General features: G+C 36.4%; 14 protein-coding genes. 7 read left to right on the top strand and 7 right to left on the bottom strand.

Annotated elements, in window-relative coordinates:
- Nucleotides 1–123 precede the first annotated feature (123 nt).
- The 3 genes from OGZ34_RS10735 to OGZ34_RS10725 all read right to left on the bottom strand — a co-directional run bounded on the left by OGZ34_RS10735 (nucleotide 124) and on the right by OGZ34_RS10725 (nucleotide 7,005).
- The gene (locus tag OGZ34_RS10735; RefSeq protein ID WP_263363011.1) at nucleotides 124–1,218 is read right to left on the bottom strand and encodes a DUF695 domain-containing protein; all 1,095 of its coding nucleotides are present in this window, start codon (nucleotides 1,216–1,218) and stop codon (nucleotides 124–126) included.
- 290 nt (nucleotides 1,219–1,508) lie between these two features.
- The gene (locus OGZ34_RS10730) at nucleotides 1,509–3,443 is read right to left on the bottom strand and encodes an amino acid permease (RefSeq protein ID WP_263363010.1); all 1,935 of its coding nucleotides are present in this window, start codon (nucleotides 3,441–3,443) and stop codon (nucleotides 1,509–1,511) included.
- Nucleotides 3,444–4,098: 655 nt separating this feature from the next.
- Nucleotides 4,099–7,005 (bottom strand): FAD-binding and (Fe-S)-binding domain-containing protein, encoded by a 2,907-nt coding sequence (locus OGZ34_RS10725; protein WP_263363009.1) that lies wholly within the window; start codon nucleotides 7,003–7,005, stop codon nucleotides 4,099–4,101.
- Nucleotides 7,006–7,561: 556 nt separating this feature from the next.
- Between OGZ34_RS10725 and OGZ34_RS10720 the strand changes: the two genes are divergently transcribed.
- From OGZ34_RS10720 to OGZ34_RS10710, 3 genes are all read left to right on the top strand, one after another.
- Nucleotides 7,562–8,026, top strand: coding sequence for a hypothetical protein (locus tag OGZ34_RS10720; RefSeq protein ID WP_263363008.1), 465 nt, complete (start codon nucleotides 7,562–7,564; stop codon nucleotides 8,024–8,026).
- A gap of 199 nt (nucleotides 8,027–8,225) precedes the next feature.
- The gene (locus OGZ34_RS10715; RefSeq protein ID WP_263363007.1) at nucleotides 8,226–8,591 is read left to right on the top strand and encodes a DUF7716 domain-containing protein; all 366 of its coding nucleotides are present in this window, start codon (nucleotides 8,226–8,228) and stop codon (nucleotides 8,589–8,591) included.
- Nucleotides 8,592–8,873: 282 nt separating this feature from the next.
- Nucleotides 8,874–9,557, top strand: a complete 684-nt coding sequence (locus OGZ34_RS10710) for a hypothetical protein (RefSeq protein ID WP_263363006.1) — start codon at nucleotides 8,874–8,876, stop codon at nucleotides 9,555–9,557.
- A 302-nt stretch (nucleotides 9,558–9,859) separates the two neighbouring features.
- Here OGZ34_RS10710 and OGZ34_RS10705 read toward each other — a convergent pair whose 3' ends face one another.
- The gene (locus OGZ34_RS10705) at nucleotides 9,860–10,234 is read right to left on the bottom strand and encodes a hypothetical protein (protein ID WP_263363005.1); all 375 of its coding nucleotides are present in this window, start codon (nucleotides 10,232–10,234) and stop codon (nucleotides 9,860–9,862) included.
- A 43-nt stretch (nucleotides 10,235–10,277) separates the two neighbouring features.
- The gene (locus tag OGZ34_RS10700) at nucleotides 10,278–10,715 is read right to left on the bottom strand and encodes a DUF6896 domain-containing protein (protein ID WP_263363004.1); all 438 of its coding nucleotides are present in this window, start codon (nucleotides 10,713–10,715) and stop codon (nucleotides 10,278–10,280) included.
- Nucleotides 10,716–10,972: 257 nt separating this feature from the next.
- Here OGZ34_RS10700 and OGZ34_RS10695 point away from each other — a divergent pair, with 257 nt between their 5' ends.
- Nucleotides 10,973–11,206, top strand: coding sequence for a hypothetical protein (locus OGZ34_RS10695; RefSeq protein WP_263363003.1), 234 nt, complete (start codon nucleotides 10,973–10,975; stop codon nucleotides 11,204–11,206).
- A 373-nt stretch (nucleotides 11,207–11,579) separates the two neighbouring features.
- On the opposite strand, the gene OGZ34_RS10690 is transcribed toward OGZ34_RS10695, so the two are convergent.
- Both OGZ34_RS10690 and OGZ34_RS10685 read right to left on the bottom strand, forming a co-directional pair.
- The gene (locus OGZ34_RS10690; RefSeq protein WP_173967349.1) at nucleotides 11,580–12,110 is read right to left on the bottom strand and encodes a hypothetical protein; all 531 of its coding nucleotides are present in this window, start codon (nucleotides 12,108–12,110) and stop codon (nucleotides 11,580–11,582) included.
- 280 nt (nucleotides 12,111–12,390) lie between these two features.
- Complete coding sequence (locus OGZ34_RS10685; protein WP_263363002.1) at nucleotides 12,391–13,140, bottom strand: DeoR/GlpR family DNA-binding transcription regulator; 750 nt, start codon at nucleotides 13,138–13,140, stop codon at nucleotides 12,391–12,393.
- A 223-nt stretch (nucleotides 13,141–13,363) separates the two neighbouring features.
- Here OGZ34_RS10685 and OGZ34_RS10680 point away from each other — a divergent pair, with 223 nt between their 5' ends.
- The 3 genes from OGZ34_RS10680 to murQ all read left to right on the top strand — a co-directional run bounded on the left by OGZ34_RS10680 (nucleotide 13,364) and on the right by murQ (nucleotide 18,607).
- Entirely contained in the window at nucleotides 13,364–16,426 is a 3,063-nt protein-coding gene (locus OGZ34_RS10680) for a SusC/RagA family TonB-linked outer membrane protein (RefSeq protein WP_263363001.1), read from the top strand.
- 15 nt (nucleotides 16,427–16,441) lie between these two features.
- The gene (locus OGZ34_RS10675) at nucleotides 16,442–17,719 is read left to right on the top strand and encodes a RagB/SusD family nutrient uptake outer membrane protein (protein ID WP_263363000.1); all 1,278 of its coding nucleotides are present in this window, start codon (nucleotides 16,442–16,444) and stop codon (nucleotides 17,717–17,719) included.
- A 66-nt stretch (nucleotides 17,720–17,785) separates the two neighbouring features.
- Nucleotides 17,786–18,607, top strand: a complete 822-nt coding sequence (murQ, locus tag OGZ34_RS10670; RefSeq protein ID WP_263362999.1) for an N-acetylmuramic acid 6-phosphate etherase — start codon at nucleotides 17,786–17,788, stop codon at nucleotides 18,605–18,607.
- The last annotated feature ends 139 nt before the right edge of the window (nucleotides 18,608–18,746 follow it).

Genomic DNA, 18,746 nt, shown 5'->3' with positions numbered 1-18,746 from the left:
TTAAAATCTGCGTGAAACAAAAAAGATCGTTCTAAAATATTCTCGATAGAGATTCACTAAGTTTTTTTGCCACGAATTCACGAATTTTTTTAACAATACATCCGTGAATTCGTGGCTATAAAACTATCTCGGCTCGTAATGGCTAAACGTTTGCCAGTACTTGTCTTTGTAGATTTCGTAACTTATATCAAAAGAACTACTATATTTTTTAAGTATTGCATCTGCCGTTTTCGATGGCTTTCTAAAATCTTTACATGCAAAAAAGATTTCTCGTTTATTCTCTCCTGTTTCTCTCCCAATGTTTAAATATCCATCAGAATCTTTTAGTTCGACCATAATTTCATCTTCAATTTCATTTAACGATTGATACGTTTCCTCATCAGGCATTCCATTACTATTACTTCCATCAAACGGAATGCTAATAATAAATATCCACGGATGTGATGCTTTTTTATCCCATTTCAAAATAGATGTATTCATAATAGCCAAAAGAACGCCGCCTTCCTTCGTACCTGCTTCAAAGCTTGAATAATTATCCTTTTCAGTATCGTACCAAATACCTTCGTATTTTTCTACAAACTCTTTTTCTCTCCAAATCAAATAATCTTTTAATTTTTCAATTGGTACTAACTCCTCAGAAATTTCGTTGTCTCCTATTACTTTCATGTTATCTATCGAAGTAACAGAATCCAATTCGCCTAAATAATTATCCAGAAAAATATAAACTCCATTAGTTATTAGCTGCTTCTTATCTTCTGTAAAATGATCATAAACAATTGTCAAATCAATTTCATCTGGAAAGTCTTTATTTATAGTAGGATAAAATTTTAAATTATCAGCATTGAGTTCAAAATTTTCAAACTTTATTCCAACATTTTTAATATTTATTGCAGGCTTAAGAGCAGTGAATTTCCAACCTTCAATCTTTGGCGCAGCATTTACTAACTCTTCTATTATATAAATATTCCTAATTACTCCGTCGGGCGTTAAAACTAATTCAGCTATTTGATCGTCAATCATTCCTGCCAAAAAATAAATCTCAGGGTGAATTTCTGCTAATTTTGGTCCTAATTTATCAAAGAAACCCTTAGGGATGTTTTCTCCCCTTTGAACAATATTAAAAAACTCTTTTTCATTTTTCAGAAACCAATTCCAAAAATCATCATACGAATTTATTGGGCTTCGCTTCTTACCCAATACTTTATCAAAAAAACTCATGCATAAAAAATTAAAAATTCATAAAAATCAAAAATAAGAAAAAACCTTCTTTTAAATTCAGTTTAAAGTAAGAAATCTCATAAATTAATTCTAAAGTTCTTCTGTAAGGAATACAAAGTTTTTCACGCAGATTTAGCAGATTTTATTTCAAAATTATAAATTGATCTCCGCCGATCTGCTTAGATCTTTTTAAATCTGCGTGAAACAAAAATCTCCTTAATCTGTGGCAAAATAAAAAGCCGTTCTGAAAATTACTTCTCAGAACGGCTTATCTCTTTTGTATGCTTAACTTACAAGGTTTCTACATTCAGTTTACTGTTTTTACGACTAAAGCCAAAGTAAATACAAAGACCAATAAGCAACCAAACTGTAAAATAAATCCAGTTCCATACACTTAATTCAGCCATCATATACAAACAACAGATTAAACCTAAAAGCGGAATCAATGATAAATTTTGTTTGAAAGCCCAAACTGTCAAACCAACCAGAACAAGTAAGAAGATCCACATTGGAATTTTATGCTTGAACAAGCTGAATCCGCTTTCAAATTTTAAGGAATCACTAATTGGTAAACCTTTTACAACCTCAGCATACTTCGCATCATCAGATTGATATTGGCTTAGTAAATGCTCTAAATCGGCTGTTTCTGAAGTTTTATTTTGTACATCAATACTTTTTAGATAATTGAAAACTTTTTCGGACTCACTTTTATCCAATGACGTAATAATATCTGCCGGGCTATTAATTTGAGTCTCGTTTGTAATAAAGCTCATAGTGGCTTTTTTATTATATCCGAAAGCAAAAACTAATCCGATGGTTAATAAAACCGGCATTATGTATTTGGAATTGATATATGGTGTTTTGAACTTTCCTCTTGGAATCTCAGGTTTGTTTTGCAATACCAAAACTCCGGCACAAACCAATACAAACGCAAACAAAGTTCCAATACTACATAAATCTGTTACCATGGTAAGATTTAAGAATAAGGCCGGAACAGCAACCACAAAACCGGTTACAACGGTCGCATAAGAAGGCGTTTTGAATTTTGGATGTACACGTGAGAAACGTTTTGGCAATAATCCGTCACGGCTCATACTCATCCAGATACGAGGTTGTCCCATTTGAAATACCAATAAAACGCTGGCCATTGCCACTACCGCACTTACTGCAATAATTCCGGACATCCATTTTAAGTCTAATTTTTCGAATACAAATGCTAACGGATCTCCCACATTTAACTCATTATAACGTACCATTCCGGTAAGAACCAGGGCAATGGCAATGTACAAAAGCGTACAAATAATAATCGCCCACATCATTCCGCGTGGTAAATCTCTTTGAGGGTTTTTACATTCCTCGGCTGTAGTAGAAATGGCGTCAAAACCAATGTAAGCAAAGAATACTGCCGAAACACCTTTTAGTACTCCACTCACTCCGTTTGGCGCAAACGGATCCCAGTTAGCTGTATCTACATAAAATATACCTACTGCAATTACCAAAAGTACAATACAAAGCTTCACCACAACCATAATATTACTGGCATTACGGGATTCTTTCATTCCGCGGTAAATCAATGCTGTAATCAAAATGATGATTAATAAAGCCGGAAGATCGGCTACAAAATGAAAAGAACCAAACAAAACCGGAGAAGTCGTCCAGGCCGTATAAGCAGCTTGTAGGGCTGGCTCTAAGTTATCAAAAGCTTTTCCGCTGTGCATCAGAGCAGTTGCATTATTAAATCCGTTTGAGGCCGTTAAATAGTCCATTTGAACCCATTGCGGAAGGTGTATGCCTCCGCTGGCGAGCAGTCCGGTAAAATAATCACTCCACGATATCGCAACGGTTATATTTCCAACCGAATATTCCATGATTAGGGCCCAACCAATAACCCAAGCTATAATTTCACCAAATGCCACATACGAATACGTATATGCACTTCCTGAAACGGGTACCATTGAGGCAAATTCAGCATAAGCAAAAGCAGCAAAACTACAAGCCACTGCTGTAAATAAAAACAAAAATATAACAGCTGGTCCACCATCTGCGCTGGCTTTTCCGATCGTACTAAAAATCCCGGCACCAACAATAGCAGCGATTCCGAAGGCGGTTAAATCCCTGGCAGTTAAGTGTTTTCCTAATGCATTATGACCGTCTGCATCGTTCTTTGCAACTTGCTTCAGAATATCTTGTACCGTTTTTTTTCGGAATAAACCTGATAATGCCATATATGATTTTGCTTTTAAAATTAATTTAATTCGGTCTTTGTGGTTTTATTTTGCAAATAATGCAAAAATTATCCTGATTTCAAATATATAAAACGATTTTGTTTTGCACCGCTTTTTGTGGTGAATTATTTTGCCCACGGATTATTACAGATTAAACGGATTTACGTTATTTTTTCTTTTGCCACGAATTTCACGAATTAACGCGAATTTTTTTGTTTCTAATCTTTGTGAAAAATAATGGAATCTATTTTAGAAAAAAAATCGCGTCTTCCGATAGTAGTCAGGAGTTGTAAAAAAAGCATTCGTGTCAATTCGTGAAATTCGTGGCGAAAAGAATAATTCCTGAAATTGCTTCGCCTGTGCGCTATGGCTCGGGTCGTGACAACACCCTCTACTTTAAACAGTTTCTTAAAATACTTACCGATTTTATTTATTCCAATCTGCAGAATCTGCGAAAAACCTTTTTTTAGCACTTGAAATACTTGACTAATTTTCTCTCGCAGACACTGCAGATTTAGCAGATTAATGCCAATTTCTTTTGTTCTAAATCATTTTAATCCTCATAATCTGTGGCAAAAATAAATCAGCTCACCCAAGCGACAGCGAACTGACAAAGCAATCTGCGTGAGAAAAATCTAAATTCTAAAATCTAAAATTACTTCAGGCAATTTCTTAAAATACTTACCGGATGCTGTGCTTCCCTGTTCGTTCCGTCATAAATTTGGTGACGGCAACTGGTTCCTGCTGCGGCGATTTTTACTTCCTGGGCGGTCGCTCTTACTTTCGGAAACAACGTATCTTCCCCCATTTGCATGCTCACCTGATAATGCTCCTTTTCGTAACCAAATGATCCCGCCATTCCACAACAGCCCGAATTGTAAATTGTAACCGTATTGTTCATTGGTAAATTCAACATGGCAAAAGTCGCTTCAACCGAACTCAGAGATTTCTGGTGGCAATGCCCGTGAATCTTAATTTCTTTCTTTTCTTCTGAAAAAGAATCAGCCGTAATCTTACCTTCGATACTTTCTTTTTTAAAGAATTCTTCTATCGTAAAAGCATTTTTAGCTACTTTTCCGGCTGCTTCCTTGTCGGTTGCCAGACGTAAATATTCGTCCCTGAACGTTAAAATTGCCGAAGGTTCAATTCCGATTAAAGGTGTATTTGCAGAAACTAAATCCTTAAAAATAGCTACATTGATATCTGCAATTTTCTTCGCTTCTTCCAGAAATCCTTTCGATAAATACGTTCTTCCGCTTTCTTCATGATTAACGATTAAAACTTCATAACCTAATTTTGTCAATAGTTCAAAAGCATCTATACCGATATTAACATCGTAATAATTCGTAAACTCATCATTAAACAAATACACTTGTCCGTTAGGGAAATTATTTTGTTGTGGTTTATGCTTTTCGTACCATTTTTGGAACGTCTTTTTTGCCAATAACGGAACCTGTCTTTCCGGCGCAATTCCCATGCTTTTTTTCACGAGAGACTGATTGGAAATAAAATTCGTAATCGATGGAAACAAACTTCCCATCTTATTCAGTTTGGCGTTATGTGCAAAAATTTTGTTTCGGGTCGAAAAGCCATTCACTTTTTGATATTGGTACAAAAATTCTGCTTTCAGCGTGGCCACGTCTACATTACTCGGACATTCGCTGGCACAGGCTTTACAGCTCACACACAATTCAAAAACTTCGTAAAGTTCTTTCTGGTCGAATTTATTTTCTTTCTCTGAATAGGTCAAATATTCGCGTAAGGCATTCGCCCTCGCGCGCGTGGTTTCTTTTTCGTTTTTGGTGGCTCGGTAACTCGGACACATCGCTCCACCTGCCGACGGCAATTTTCTACAATCGCCCGAACCGTTGCATTTTTCGGCAGCACGCAAAATCCCCAAACTATCCGAGAAATCCTGAAACGTTTTAATATCCGGTTCAACTCTGCCCGAAACAACACGATGATTCTCGTCCATTTTTAAGGCATTCACAATCTTACCAATATTCAAAGCCGAGTTCGGATCAAACGCCAGCTTGATTCGTTTCAGCAATTCATAATTCGTTTCGCCAATCATATAAGGAATAAACTCACCGCGCACGATTCCGTCGCCATGTTCTCCACTCAGAGATCCTCTGTATTTTTTAACCAAAATTGCTACATCTGTCGCAATGGTTCTAAAGAGTTTTAAGTCGGATGTTTTCTTCAAATTCAGCACTGGACGCAAGTGTAGCTCACCCGCCCCTGCATGTGCATAATAAATTGCCTCTTGTCCGTGTCGCAGCATCATGGCCGAAAACTCAGCAATATAAGCAGGTAAATCACTCAATTCAACGGCAGTATCTTCGATTGAATCGGCCGCTTTATTGTCTCCCACAATACTTCCTAAAAGTCCGAGACCGGCTTTACGAAGCTCGTTTACTTTTTCGATATCGGCACCATAAATTTTAACAAGCGCGTAGCCGAAATTGTTTTTCTCTAAATCGGCTACTAAAGCGTTGGCCTGACTTTCCGCATCAGCGGCATCGTGCGAAGCTACTTCAAACAGCATAATCGCTTTGGGTTCCCCCACTAAAAAGAACCTGTTTTTAGATTGTTCGCGATTGGTTTTAGTACAATCTAAAATCGTATCGTCGATCATTTCGGCGGTATACAAATGATGTTTCATCGCCACCACAACAGACTCCAGCGATTCCTGAATACTATGATAATGCGCCACCACCATAATGTTATTGGCGGGCGGCAAATCGTCTACTTTTAATGTAATTTCGGTTGTAAAAGCCAGCGTTCCTTCGCTTCCACAAAGTAACTTTCCAAGATTAATGGTAGGTTCTGTCCCGCCAAACAAATCCGATTTTAGCAGAATATCTACGGCATAACCCGTATTTCTTCTGTGAATTTCCGGCTTCGGAAACTCTTTTGTAATTTCGTCCTGCGTTGCCTTTACCGAAAGTTCGTCGTAAATGCTTTTGTAAATTTTATTTTCTAAGGTATCCCCTTTGGTTTTTTCGATAAATTCAGCCGAAGTCAGCTCTTTAAAAACCGTCGCCGAACCATCACTCAAAATGGCTTTGATTTCGACAATTTTATCACGCGTTACCCCATAACGAATCGAAGTCGTTCCAGAAGAGTTATTCCCTACCATTCCGCCAATCATACAGCGGTTAGAAGTCGAAGTATTGGGACCGAAAAATACGCCGTGAGGCTTCAGGAATAAATTCAGTTCATCGCGAATGACACCGGGTTGCACCGTAACCGTTTTTTTAATCGGGTCAAAATCCAGAATCTTGGTGAAATTCTTCGAAACATCGACCACAATTCCGTCGCCAACCGTTTGTCCGGCAAGAGAAGTTCCAGCCGTTCTTGGTGTAACCGAAATATGATGTTGTCCCGCAAACCGAATTAGTTTACTAATGTCTTCGATTGTTTTAGGCACGGCGACCGCTTTTGGCCGGATCCGATATACCGAAGCATCGGTTGAATAAAGTGTTTTATGAAGATCGTCGTATAAAAGTGTTCCTTCTAATGATTCTGATAAGTGTTGTAACTCCTTAATTATTGACATTATAACTTAATTTATGAACTAAAACGGATTCAGTGAATTACAAAAATAGTTTTTTTTAAGGTTCTGAGGCTCTTTTTTTGAGATTCTAAGGCTCTAAGGGACTAAGGTTCTAAGTTTTTTCTTTGATTGTGTCTTTTTGAATTGGAATTTGGATTTTTTTTATTGGAATTCCACCCCAATTGTCACCCTGAGCACCGCGCCACCTTAAAATAATTTATGCATTTCTTGCCCTTTATTTCTTAAAAATTTGCTCATTAAGAGAAGCCTATCAAACCAGTTATGACGTTCCACTAACCATTTATTACAAAAAACAAACCGACGGTTACTTTCTACATATCTTATCAACTATGACGAGCTACTTTTGTATTTAATTTTAGTAAAAATGATTGATCCATACTTAGATATAACAGAAGTAAGATATCTTTCTGATAAATTACTTAGAATGTTGCTTGTAAAAGAAAACAATATTCAAGTTGAAGACTTCAAAAAATATAATATAAACGCATTATCATTTATAAATCAAGGGTGACCAGCATTAAAAATAAGAGAAATAAAAATGGGAAAAATATTTGAAGATTACTTATCTAAATTTCAAGAAGATATAATTAGTATTGCACTTGACTATGTGGATGGAAAAGTAGATGGCATTTTTATTTATGGAGCGTGTGAGAACGGTACTTCATTATTTGATGTTTTCTATAAAATCAATGGAAAAATTATAGAAAAAGAAAAGTTAAATGATGCCCTTGACTATGACTACAAAATTTATGATACTTCCTATGAAAGGCAAAGTGCACTGCTAAATCATGGTCTTAACAGCCTAGACAATCTCGAAGAAAAATGTGACGAGTTTAATAGAGAAATGCCAACTGAGATGCGTTTATACTATGACGCAAAAAATAATAGGCTACAGGCAAAATACAGATATGATTACATATTCTCAGATGATAACGATTTACTCCCTGGCGATGTGTTTCATGCTTGGTTCGATAGTGTTTCAAAAGGAGAATCTGATATTTAAAATAATCTGTTCTTTAAAAATAAATAACATCAGCCTCCGAGCTCTGCGAAGTCTCCCGACTTCGTAGCGACAACAATGGTCAAACAAATTCAAAAAAAGTCTAGATTATTGGGACGGGTACGAAGTCGGGAGACTTCGCACAGCTGGGGAAAACTATATTTGTAATGCACTTTTTTAAAAATTAAAACTTTAGATTATAATGTCCGATTTTAAAAATAAAACATGGTTACTGAGTGATTTCATAAAATTTGTACAAGCAAAAAAAGATCGCACGTCAAATTATAACGCTAATTATTACTACGACATCTACGAGCCGAATAATGATGATCAACTTTCTCCTGAAACGATTATTTATGTCGGAAATACTGTTGAAGTCGATGACGATGATAACGAGATCTACCCTCCAGAAGTTCGCGCAATGAATTTTTGGTTCGGATATTCCTGCGATAATTTTCAGGATGTTGTTGACTTGGCCACAGAACAAAACCCAAAAGTTAGTATTTCTCAAATAGTTACCTGCCTCAATCATTACAGCCAATACGATAACTTCTTAGATATAAAGTAAAAAAACTATAGCATCACAAGGGGCGATTTACAAAAGTTCAATTTTGTTCCAACTTTCAAAATTAATCAACTTTCAATGATTGAATTAAAATTGATAATTATTGTTTTCTAATATAAATATTAACGAAACAAGAATGAATAAAGAAAATAAAACCCACGCTCTGCGAAGTGTCCTGACTTCGTAGCGAGTCGAAAGCTTATAAAACCAATATTTCAATACAGCCTTTTGCAATTTGGAATTTCAAAAATTGAAATTTATATTTGAGTTACAAATCTCCAATATATGAACCAGCCAAACAGAATCTATTTTTTAGGAAATCCATATCCAAATGGTCACACTTTAGAACAATTTAAATGGAACGGAAGAATCGAAGAAGATGAATCGATTTGGTTTGATTTTCACTTAAAAACAGATGCTTATTATGCCGAAGATCGATCCGAAGACGACGATGAAGAATATAAAGGTGACTGGCATTCCAAAGGAGTCTGGGGCAATTTTCATCAATGTACAATGTCTTCAACACAGTGGGGAGATTATGGAATTAAAATCAACAAAACTTCGCAAAAAAATGTTTTCAATGATTTTATAAAAGAGGATTTATTGGCAGACACTTTTCCCCTTGATGATGATTTTGATTATGACGAAATTGCATTCGGAATTTATTTATTAGGACACGATACCTGCGCCAATCATAGAATAAAAATTACTCCCACAGCTCAAAACAAATATGATATTGAATGGACCGGAAAAATTGCTTTAACCTATTCCGGAGCCGACGAATTTAAACATGATTTTGAACTTCTTCTTCATAATACTGAATTCGATGGTTTTTATTATCCTAAATCCTGGTCGCACGAAAAAGCAGTCGATTTCTTTAAAACTAATTTTGAAGATTTTGAAGAATACGAATTTGTCGACCTCAACCCAAAAAGCAAAAAACGAGAATACAAATTCCAAAAGAAATAAATCTCTTTCACCCCAATTGTCACCCTGAGCGGAGTCGAAGGCTAATGAAACTTTGAGGCTCTAAGACTCTAAGAGGCTAAGGTTCTAAGTTTTTTCTTTGATCACGTCTTTTTGAATTGGAATCTGGATTTTTTTTATTGGAATTTTCAGAAGCTAACCGCGCTCTGCGAAGTCTCCCGACTTCGTAGCGACAACAATGATCAAACAAATTCAAAAAACGTCTAGATTATTGGAACGGGTACGAAGTCGGGAGACTTCGCACAGCGGGGGTTCTTGAATATTTTCGAAACAATACCGTTAATTCACACCAAATCCTTCATTGAAATATTAGATAAATTTTCTTGAGACTTTAAAAGCAATTCATCAATGTTCTCAGCGATAAAAATAAAGTCTTTTTGATCTACTAATATTTCAATCCATTTTGGTCTTGAAACTGAGAAGCCATCGTCGTAAATAGCAACATTTACAAAATTCCAAATATTTGAATTTACTCCATTTGCTTCAAAATTTGGTTGAATTATAATTGCTTTCATTATATCATTTTCTATCCAATCAATTCTTCGTTCTTCAAATGTTCTTAATACTTCCGGATAATCAGGTCGATCTTTAGTCAATCTTCCATTAAGCTTACTTGCTAAATCAATCAGCTTTGAATCTATGTTTTTAAATCTACTCATTTTTTACTCCGTTTTATGGATCATAAGATTTCTATTGAAAAAATTAATCGATAAGAAAAGGCGGTTCTTCAAGAACTCTATAACTCATAAAAACACATCCAAAAGAAGGGTTTTCTGTATTCTCAATAATCACCCAATCTAATACTCCTTTACTTATAAGCTGATACAATTCATATTCGATAAAATCATCACTATAATTTAGTTTCTGATACTCCGGATGCGTTCTAACAAACTCCGAAAATTTCCATTGCGAAAACGCAATTTCATTTATCGAAATATCATAGTCATAAATAACACCGTCTTTATTGGCCGTACAGCCACTTCCGTGAAAGTAATATTCAATTCCTTCAATAGTTCCTTTTCTTTCAAAAAAAGTGCTCGAAAATGAACATGGATTTATATCCTGTTTATATTTCTTTTTTAATAAAGTTTCAAATGTTCTTATAAAACTGATATAGTCCGCTACTATTTTTTCAATCATAATTATCCCAAAATTAAATTGAAAATATGGGATTTACAACCCTGCCAAAATTCAACCAAAACACTTTTAAATATATTATTTTTCTTACTATAATTATTTTATTTTTATTATATTTGCGCTTCCTAATTTACAGAATACTGACATTTAAAAACTTTTGCCCTTGTGGTATGGTAGCGGCATTAGAAGTAATATTATTGCTTTCTGATAGTGTAAGCTACCTTATTAACTCGGGTTTTATATTCACCAAAATGTAAATTATGGACACCAAAAATCTTTCACAAGTAGCCGAAACCAGGCTAACCAATTTCTTCAACAACACTATTGACCCAAAAGAAATGGCGAAAGCCATAAGACAAGTCAATTACATCCTTGCCTTAGGTGTTTTAAGAGAACATGAAACACTTAAAAATGAAGTAAGCAATCTCGAAAACAGCTTTTACTGGCTCAATGAATTAGCCGAAGTTTTAAATCCTTATTTGGATGAGGAGTAATAACTATTTTTAAAATTAACAATGAAACCTCGGTCTTTTTAGTAGCGAGGGTAAATCTATATTATGAATCTGTTTTGCAGAATTACTTTTTAAAATCAAATTATAGCAATACATTTAATCCATTATATTAAAATCTAAACTTCATGATAGAACTAATAATTGAGATGTTAACTTATATAGGATTACTTAAATCCTCAAAAGATACAAAGAACGAAAAAACAAAGTAAGCAATCTCGAAAACAGCTTTTATTGGTTCAATGAATTAGTCGAAGTTTTAAATCCTTATTTGGAGTGGAATAGATTACTGATTACAACATTTTACAATTAACAGAAAAGCCTCGATCTTAAAAAAATCGAGGCTTATTCTATTATTTTATTTATTGACACTAAATGAATTCCCAAAGTTCTCTTTAAAAAACTTAGCAAGTTCCTGTGTCTTGCCTTTTTTTATTGTACATATGACAGCTTGCTCTTTTCCTTCAGATTGGGCAATAATTATGACACTATCGTTATCTTTAATTATTTTATCCTTCACTCCACTTACTCCTCCTACAATAGCACCTATTGGCCCCAATAGTAAACCTCCAACGACTGCTCTTTTAATTACAGAACGCTCTTCAACATCAATTACGCCACCTGATTCCAGAGTTATTGATTTTATATCAGAATTATTAATAGCAAGATGATAAAGCTTGAAATTATGCATGATTGATATTTCAATTCCATCAGAATATTTAGTAAAATTTACCAATGGTTTTATTTTAAAAAAGTTTTGCGTCCCTAAAGCATCATCAATTTCTTCGATTCCTGCACCGTATTCGCATAAACCAACAATTTTTTTAGGTGACCAAAAGCTTTTCTTACCTATTATTTTTTCAAGCTCATTTTTCTTGATTAATTTCATACTGTTTCGTTATAAGTTAGTTTTACTTTTTAAAATATTAATTTCTATACATTTACATCATTAAATCAGGCTTATTGATTACGAATATAAAACTATTTTAACTACAATTAGTATTTTTTTTGAGATGTAATCCTAATATAATTATAGCAAAAATTTCAAAATTACTATGACATAAAAAACTCCTCAATCGCTTAAGGAGTTTAATAATTTGTAAAGTTATTTTTATTTCTATTGGGTAATGTGCCTCAAAACAAAAAACCGCATAAAAACGCAATTTTACTTAAACAACCCTCACCCCGGCCTCCACAAAGCTTTTAATCTTAGCACTCTTCGGGTTCAGTTCGGTAACGATGGCATCTACTTTGTCGAGCCCACAAACCTGATGCGGCATTTTACCGTTAATTTTATCAGAAGTCGCGAGCACAATTACTTTATCTGAAGCTTTAATCATTTCTTTTTTGATGATTGAAACTTCATATCCCATTTCGGTAAGTCCCTGATTGACATCTAAACTACTCACTCCCAAGAAGCAAACATCGGCTCTGATTTTAGACAATACCTGAACTACGTCAATGCCCACGGTTACCATCGCTTTCTTCTGTAGCTTTCCTCCAATAAAGATCAATTCGATATTGGGATGCTGAGATAATTGCATTGCGATCGGCAGACTGTACGTATATATGGTAGCCGAAAAATCGATTGGAATGAGTTTGCAAAAAGATAAATTGGTAGTTCCCCCCGTCATGATAATCACCTGACCTTCATCAAGAAACGACAAGGCCTTTTGTCCTACTACAATCTTTTTATCTTCATTGATAATGGTAATATCAAATACATTATTGGATTTCTCCTTTACCGGAAAGGCAGCTCCATATACCTTATTGATCAGCCCTTTGTTGTGCAATTCGTTAAAGTCTCTGCGTATGGTATCCTCAGAGATGCTGAGCTCTGCGGCAAGATCGATCGTATGTATTTTTTCGACATCCTTAAATTTATCCATGATAAACTGATGTCTTTCTTTTTTAAGCATTTTAACTTTTTTGAACAAATATAAATTATAATGCGTTATTATGCATCATTTACGCCCTAAAATTTACAAATTATCCTACACAAGCCCTAAAACATTAAAAACAAAAATTAAAAATGCATTATTATGCGTTTTATAACAAAAAACATAAAAAGTTTGCATTAAATCGCATTTATTAAAATTAATTCTTATATTTAGAATCTCTAACCAAACAAATATTTTAAAAATGAAAAGACTATTATTTATTCTATTTGGAATTATTTTGTTTGCGCAGCCCATTTTTGCGCAGTCAAAAACCGTATCCGGTACCATTACCAGTACTACCGACGGACTTTCTCTTCCAGGAGTATCCGTTTTGATTGAAGACACTTCAAAAAGCACGACAACTGATTTAGACGGAAAATTCAGCATCGCAGTAAAAGAAAACGAAACCCTCGTTTTTAGTTTTGTAGGATTTGCTTCGAAGAAAATTAAAATTTCAGCAAACACAACTTCCATCAACCTAAAAATGGCCGAAGAAACAAATGCCCTTTCCGAAGTGGTTGTACTGGGTTCCACCGTACGCGCTACCCGTAAAGAGCTTGGAAATGCCGTAACCAGTTTAAAAGGAGAAGATTTGGTTAAAGCACAACCCGGAGGGCTTTCTACAGCTTTGCAGGGAAAAATTGCGGGTGCTCAGGTTTCTCAAAACTCGGGTGATCCAGCGGGAGGTTTCAGTATCAAACTTAGAGGAACTTCTTCGATATTAGGTTCTTCAGATCCTCTATATGTTATTGACGGTGTGGTTTTAAACAACGCTACCACCAACGTAACCAACTTAAACGTAACCACCGGAAACTCCAACATGCAAATTGGTCAGAACAGATCTGCAGACATTAATCCTAACGATATACAAAGCATTGAGGTACTAAACGGAGGTGCTGCAGCCGCCATTTACGGATCGAGAGCAGCCAACGGTGTGGTTTTAATTACGACTAAAAAAGGAGTAGCAGGAGAAACCAGATACACGTTTTCAACCAGCGTAACATCTAACCAAATTCGCAAAAAACTGGATATGAATATGTCTGACAAACAGTTTGTTAGTACTTCACCAGCCCTGTTCCCAATTCAGGGAAATCCTGCGAGTCCAACTACAGTTACCGTTTTAGGCCGAAACCTTGAAACCAAAACGACTAACGTACAACGACACGATTATCAGGATGATATCTTTACTACCGGTGTTGGAACCGATACTTATTTCTCGCTGCAAGGCGGAGACGAGAAAACCAAATACTTTGCTTCTCTTGGTTATTTGGTAAACGAAGGAATTATAAAAAACACCGATTTTAAAAGAGCCGGAGCCAAAGTAAGATTGAAACATGACTTCAATTCGAAACTATCCGCTACGGTGGGATTAAATTATATCAACTCAAGTTCGAATGAAAAACCGGACGGGAATGTTTTCTGGAGTCCGATTAATGCCATCAACATCACCAATAATATCTACGACATCAATCAAAGAGATGTAAACGGCAATCTGTTGGCGGTTGATCCGAACAGGGTGAATCCGCTTTCGATTATCGAAACTTTCAAAATCAAACAAAATACAGACCGTATTATATCTGATTTACAATTGAACTATACGCCGTTTAAAAATTTCAATGCCGATTTGATTTTTGGTATCGACAATTACAATCAAAGAGGAAATGTCTTCATTCCAAGATATCCGTATGTTGTGAATCCTGCGTATTACAATGATGGTTATGTTTCTGAAGCGACCAACAGAGTCGTACAATTCAACAACGATTTGAACTTAAGATACCTTTGGAATATTAACGACAAATGGAAAGCCACTACTTACGGAGGTTACAATGTGCAGACGTATCGCGATAATTTTGTGGCAGTTGAAGGCCGTAACTTAAAACCGTTTATCGAAACCATAAATGCTTTTAATACGCTGATTCCTGGTTCACCAAGTTCCAGCCAGTCCAAATACAATTTATGGGGTTACTACCTTCAGGAAACTGTTGGTTACAAAGACAAATTGTACCTAACGATTGCCGGAAGACAGGATGCTTCGACTATTTTTTCGAGCGCCAACCGTTCACAATTTTATCCAAAGGCGAGTGTGAGTTATGTGTTTTCAGATGAACCTTTCATGCAAAGCATTCACGATGCTGTAAGTTCAGTACGTTTTAGAGCTTCATGGGGAAAATCAGGAAGCTTAACGGCAATTAAACCTTATGCCCGTTTTACCAATTATTCTACGGGAACACTTTTAGGAAACAGTGCTTTTTCTATTGAAGGATTCAAACAAGGAAATCTGGATTTAAGACCGGAACAAAGTGTTACGTATGAAATTGGAGGCGATTTTGGTTTTATCAAAGACCGTTTGAATTTATCTTTCAGCTATTACAATGCTGATATTGATGATTTGTTATTGCCGGTTCAATTGGCTGCTTCTGAAGGAGCTACCAATACGATTAAAAATATCGGACAAATGAACAACAAAGGATTCGAAATCAATTTGAAATACGCTTTAATCAAAAAAGAAAACCTTCATCTGGATGTTTTTGTAAACTACAGCAGCAACCGAAACAAAGTAACAGGATTACCGCAAACCCGTTTCAAACTGGATAGTAACTTAGCCGGAGCTCCTGTTTTTGTGGAAATGGACAAACCGATCGGAATTTTCTATGGAACTTACTTTGCCCGAAATTCCGATGGAAGTTTATTGCTGACACCTTCCGGATATCCGCAAACCGAAAAAGGAGATGTAAATACCGGAGCACCACAAAGAGATGCTTCAGGACAGCCAACAGGAACCATTTTGAACAAACAAATTGGTAATCCTAATCCGGACTACATCATCGCATTCGGAGCGAATCTGAATTACAAGAAATTTGGCCTTTCAGTATTATTTGACGGTGTTCAGGGCGTAGATGTTTTTGATGCCGATTACAGAACCAGACAAGGTGTAGGATCAGGTAAAATAGTTACTCAGGAACTTAACGGCGAATTACCGCGTGGGTACATCTGGTCGGTTTATAATGTGGAAGAATTTAGAGTGGTAGACGGAAGTTACCTGAAATTAAGAGAAGTTTCGCTTAATTATTCTTTTGGGAAATTAAACAAATTCTTTGACGATCTAACCGTTACAGCCAGTGGAAGAAACCTGATTTCGTGGGATCACTTTACCAGTTTCGATCCGGAAACCAACTCAGGCGGACAGTCTTCTGTAGCGAAATACAATTTTGGAACCGTGCCAATTCCAAGTTCTTATTCCTTGGCGGTAAAAGTTCAATTTTAATCAAATCAAAACATCATGAAAAAAATATTCATCCCTATAGTTGCTCTTACATTGCTTTTAACGAGCTGTAATGAAGATTATTTAGACCCAACCAAGCCCTCTCAGGAATTAGTTTTTGGAACCCGAGAGGGAGTTATTGGTGCTGCCAACGGACTACAACTGCTTTGGAGCGTTGACCGGACAAGCCCCGTTTACAACACCATTACCGGAAACGGATTTACCACAAAAGAACTACGACTGCTAAACGCCGGAAATGTCGATGAAGGCGAACTTTCTGTAGGCGCCGGTGTACTTTCGACCAAAAATCAGGTCGTGAACAATCTATGGTCACAGTGTTTGGTAATTAAATCTGAATCGCAAAAAGTAATCGATAATGTCAACGTACTAACTTCAGATACCGAAAAAGCCAGTGTTCTGGTTCATGCCTCTATTTTTAAGGCAATGGCAATTACAACTCTGGTGCAATATTTTCAAAGTGTACCATTAAAAACAGGTAAAAACGCCACTTTTGATTCGAGAGCCGATGTGTTAACCGAAGCCATCAAAATTTTAAAAGTAGCAGAACCACTGCTGGACAAAGCCACCGGAGCAACGGGATTGGTTACCAGTATTAATTACAAAAATACCGTTTATGCGCTTTTAGCCCGAACGTATCTGATGGCCGGAGATTACGACAATGCCATCGCTTATGCCGGAATGGTTGATCTGTCTGTAAAATCGGTGTTTGCTTTTGATCCCATTAGTCAGAATCCTATCGCCTATATTTCGATCACAACCAATAATGTTTTTCAACCTGTTGATCTGACTTTGGGATTGCCTGCTGCTTTAGCTCCTTCTAATGCTGACGGAAGGCTTAATTTTTACATCAAACCGGGTTCAAACCCAACAGTTGCCACAGGCTTTTTTGATTCGAACACCAAATCAATTCCACTGTATTTACCAGGCGAAATGATGCTGATTAAAGCCGAAGGTTATGCCCGAAAAGACAATTTACCTCAGGCACTTATCGAACTAAATAAAGTTTTAACCAAAACAACCGGAGCAGATACTTACGGCATTGGTGCCAATCTTCCGCCATACACGGGCGCTGTAACCAAACCTGCTATTTTAACCGAAATTTACCGCAACCGCTGTATCGAAATGTACATGTCAAGCCTAAAACTGGAAGACAGCAGGAGATTTGATCGTCCGGGAGCAGGAACAGCCGGTGCCGAGAGAAACCGTAACTGGTATCCTTATCCGGATTCTGAAAGAAACAACAATACGAATACCCCAGCTGATCCGGCTATCTAAAAAATGGTAAAATCGAGGCATAACCTAATGCCTCGATTTTGATAAAACAACCACAACTTATTTGTTATGCAAAACAAAATTCCCGAAACCGAACAAGAATCCCTTTATAAGAATCTGGATCAGATGAGCACCAAAGAACTGCTCGTCAACATCAACACAGAAGACAAAAAGGTACCTCATATTGTTGAAAAACAAATTCCGAAGATCGAAAAACTAGTCAAAGCCATTGTAAAAAAAATGCAATTGGGCGGACGCTTATTTTACATTGGTGCCGGAACTTCAGGACGCATCGGTATTCTGGATGCCTCCGAGTGCCCTCCTACTTTTGGAGTGTCCCATGATATGATTATCGGAATTATTGCAGGAGGCGATACCGCAATTCGAAAAGCCGTAGAAAAGGCCGAAGACGATACCGAACAAGCCTGGAAAGATTTGTCACAACATCAGATCTCGAGTTTAGATTTTATCATCGGGATCGCTGCTTCCGGAAACACTCCCTACGTACTGGGCGGACTCGAAAAAGCCAAAGAAAACAATATTAAAACCGGGAGTATTTCCTGTATCAGCAACGGTCTTATTGCTCAGGTTGCCGATTATCCCATTGAAGTAGTTGTAGGCCCGGAATTTTTAACCGGAAGTACCCGCATGAAAGCCGGAACAGCACAAAAGCTAACTTTAAACATGATCTCAACCTCGGTTATGATAAAACTGGGAAGAATTAAAGGCAACAAAATGGTTGACATGCAATTGTCTAACGAAAAACTGGTAAAAAGAGCCATTAAAATGATCATGGAAGAACTTCATATCGAACACGATCCTGCAGCTGAACTGTTAGAGAAACACAAAAGCGTGAGGGCCGTTTTACAGGCAAATAACACTAAGAAATAAACTCTTTATTACTATGGTGAATAAATTTTCCGAAAAGTTTATGTCATTTCGACGAAGGAGAAATCACACTAGTACTTCGACAAAGATTGGCGACTTTCTATGTGGAGTTTCGTGTGTGATTTCTCCCTTCGGTCGAAAT

The sequence above is a fragment of the Flavobacterium collinsii genome (genome assembly GCF_946903285.1).
In the GTDB taxonomy this organism is placed as follows: domain Bacteria; phylum Bacteroidota; class Bacteroidia; order Flavobacteriales; family Flavobacteriaceae; genus Flavobacterium; species Flavobacterium collinsii.
Note: the sequence above shows the minus strand (reverse complement) of the source record. Positions and strands in the feature narration are given on the sequence as shown.

Bases quoted from the DNA above. Each gene is read 5' to 3' on its own strand.
- murQ (WP_263362999.1), top strand. From the start codon at position 17,786: ATGCAAAACAAAATTCCCGAAACCGAACAAGAATCCCTTTATAAGAAT.
- OGZ34_RS10685 (WP_263363002.1), bottom strand. From the start codon at position 13,140: ATGCTTAAAAAAGAAAGACATCAGTTTATCATGGATAAATTTAAGGAT.
- OGZ34_RS10680 (WP_263363001.1), top strand. From the start codon at position 13,364: ATGAAAAGACTATTATTTATTCTATTTGGAATTATTTTGTTTGCGCAG.
- OGZ34_RS10730 (WP_263363010.1), bottom strand. From the start codon at position 3,443: ATGGCATTATCAGGTTTATTCCGAAAAAAAACGGTACAAGATATTCTG.
- OGZ34_RS10725 (WP_263363009.1), bottom strand. From the start codon at position 7,005: ATGTCAATAATTAAGGAGTTACAACACTTATCAGAATCATTAGAAGGA.
- OGZ34_RS10735 (WP_263363011.1), bottom strand. From the start codon at position 1,218: ATGAGTTTTTTTGATAAAGTATTGGGTAAGAAGCGAAGCCCAATAAAT.
- OGZ34_RS10700 (WP_263363004.1), bottom strand. From the start codon at position 10,715: ATGATTGAAAAAATAGTAGCGGACTATATCAGTTTTATAAGAACATTT.
- OGZ34_RS10705 (WP_263363005.1), bottom strand. From the start codon at position 10,234: ATGAGTAGATTTAAAAACATAGATTCAAAGCTGATTGATTTAGCAAGT.
- OGZ34_RS10675 (WP_263363000.1), top strand. From the start codon at position 16,442: ATGAAAAAAATATTCATCCCTATAGTTGCTCTTACATTGCTTTTAACG.
- OGZ34_RS10710 (WP_263363006.1), top strand. From the start codon at position 8,874: ATGAACCAGCCAAACAGAATCTATTTTTTAGGAAATCCATATCCAAAT.
- OGZ34_RS10720 (WP_263363008.1), top strand. From the start codon at position 7,562: ATGGGAAAAATATTTGAAGATTACTTATCTAAATTTCAAGAAGATATA.
- OGZ34_RS10715 (WP_263363007.1), top strand. From the start codon at position 8,226: ATGTCCGATTTTAAAAATAAAACATGGTTACTGAGTGATTTCATAAAA.
- OGZ34_RS10695 (WP_263363003.1), top strand. From the start codon at position 10,973: ATGGACACCAAAAATCTTTCACAAGTAGCCGAAACCAGGCTAACCAAT.
- OGZ34_RS10690 (WP_173967349.1), bottom strand. From the start codon at position 12,110: ATGAAATTAATCAAGAAAAATGAGCTTGAAAAAATAATAGGTAAGAAA.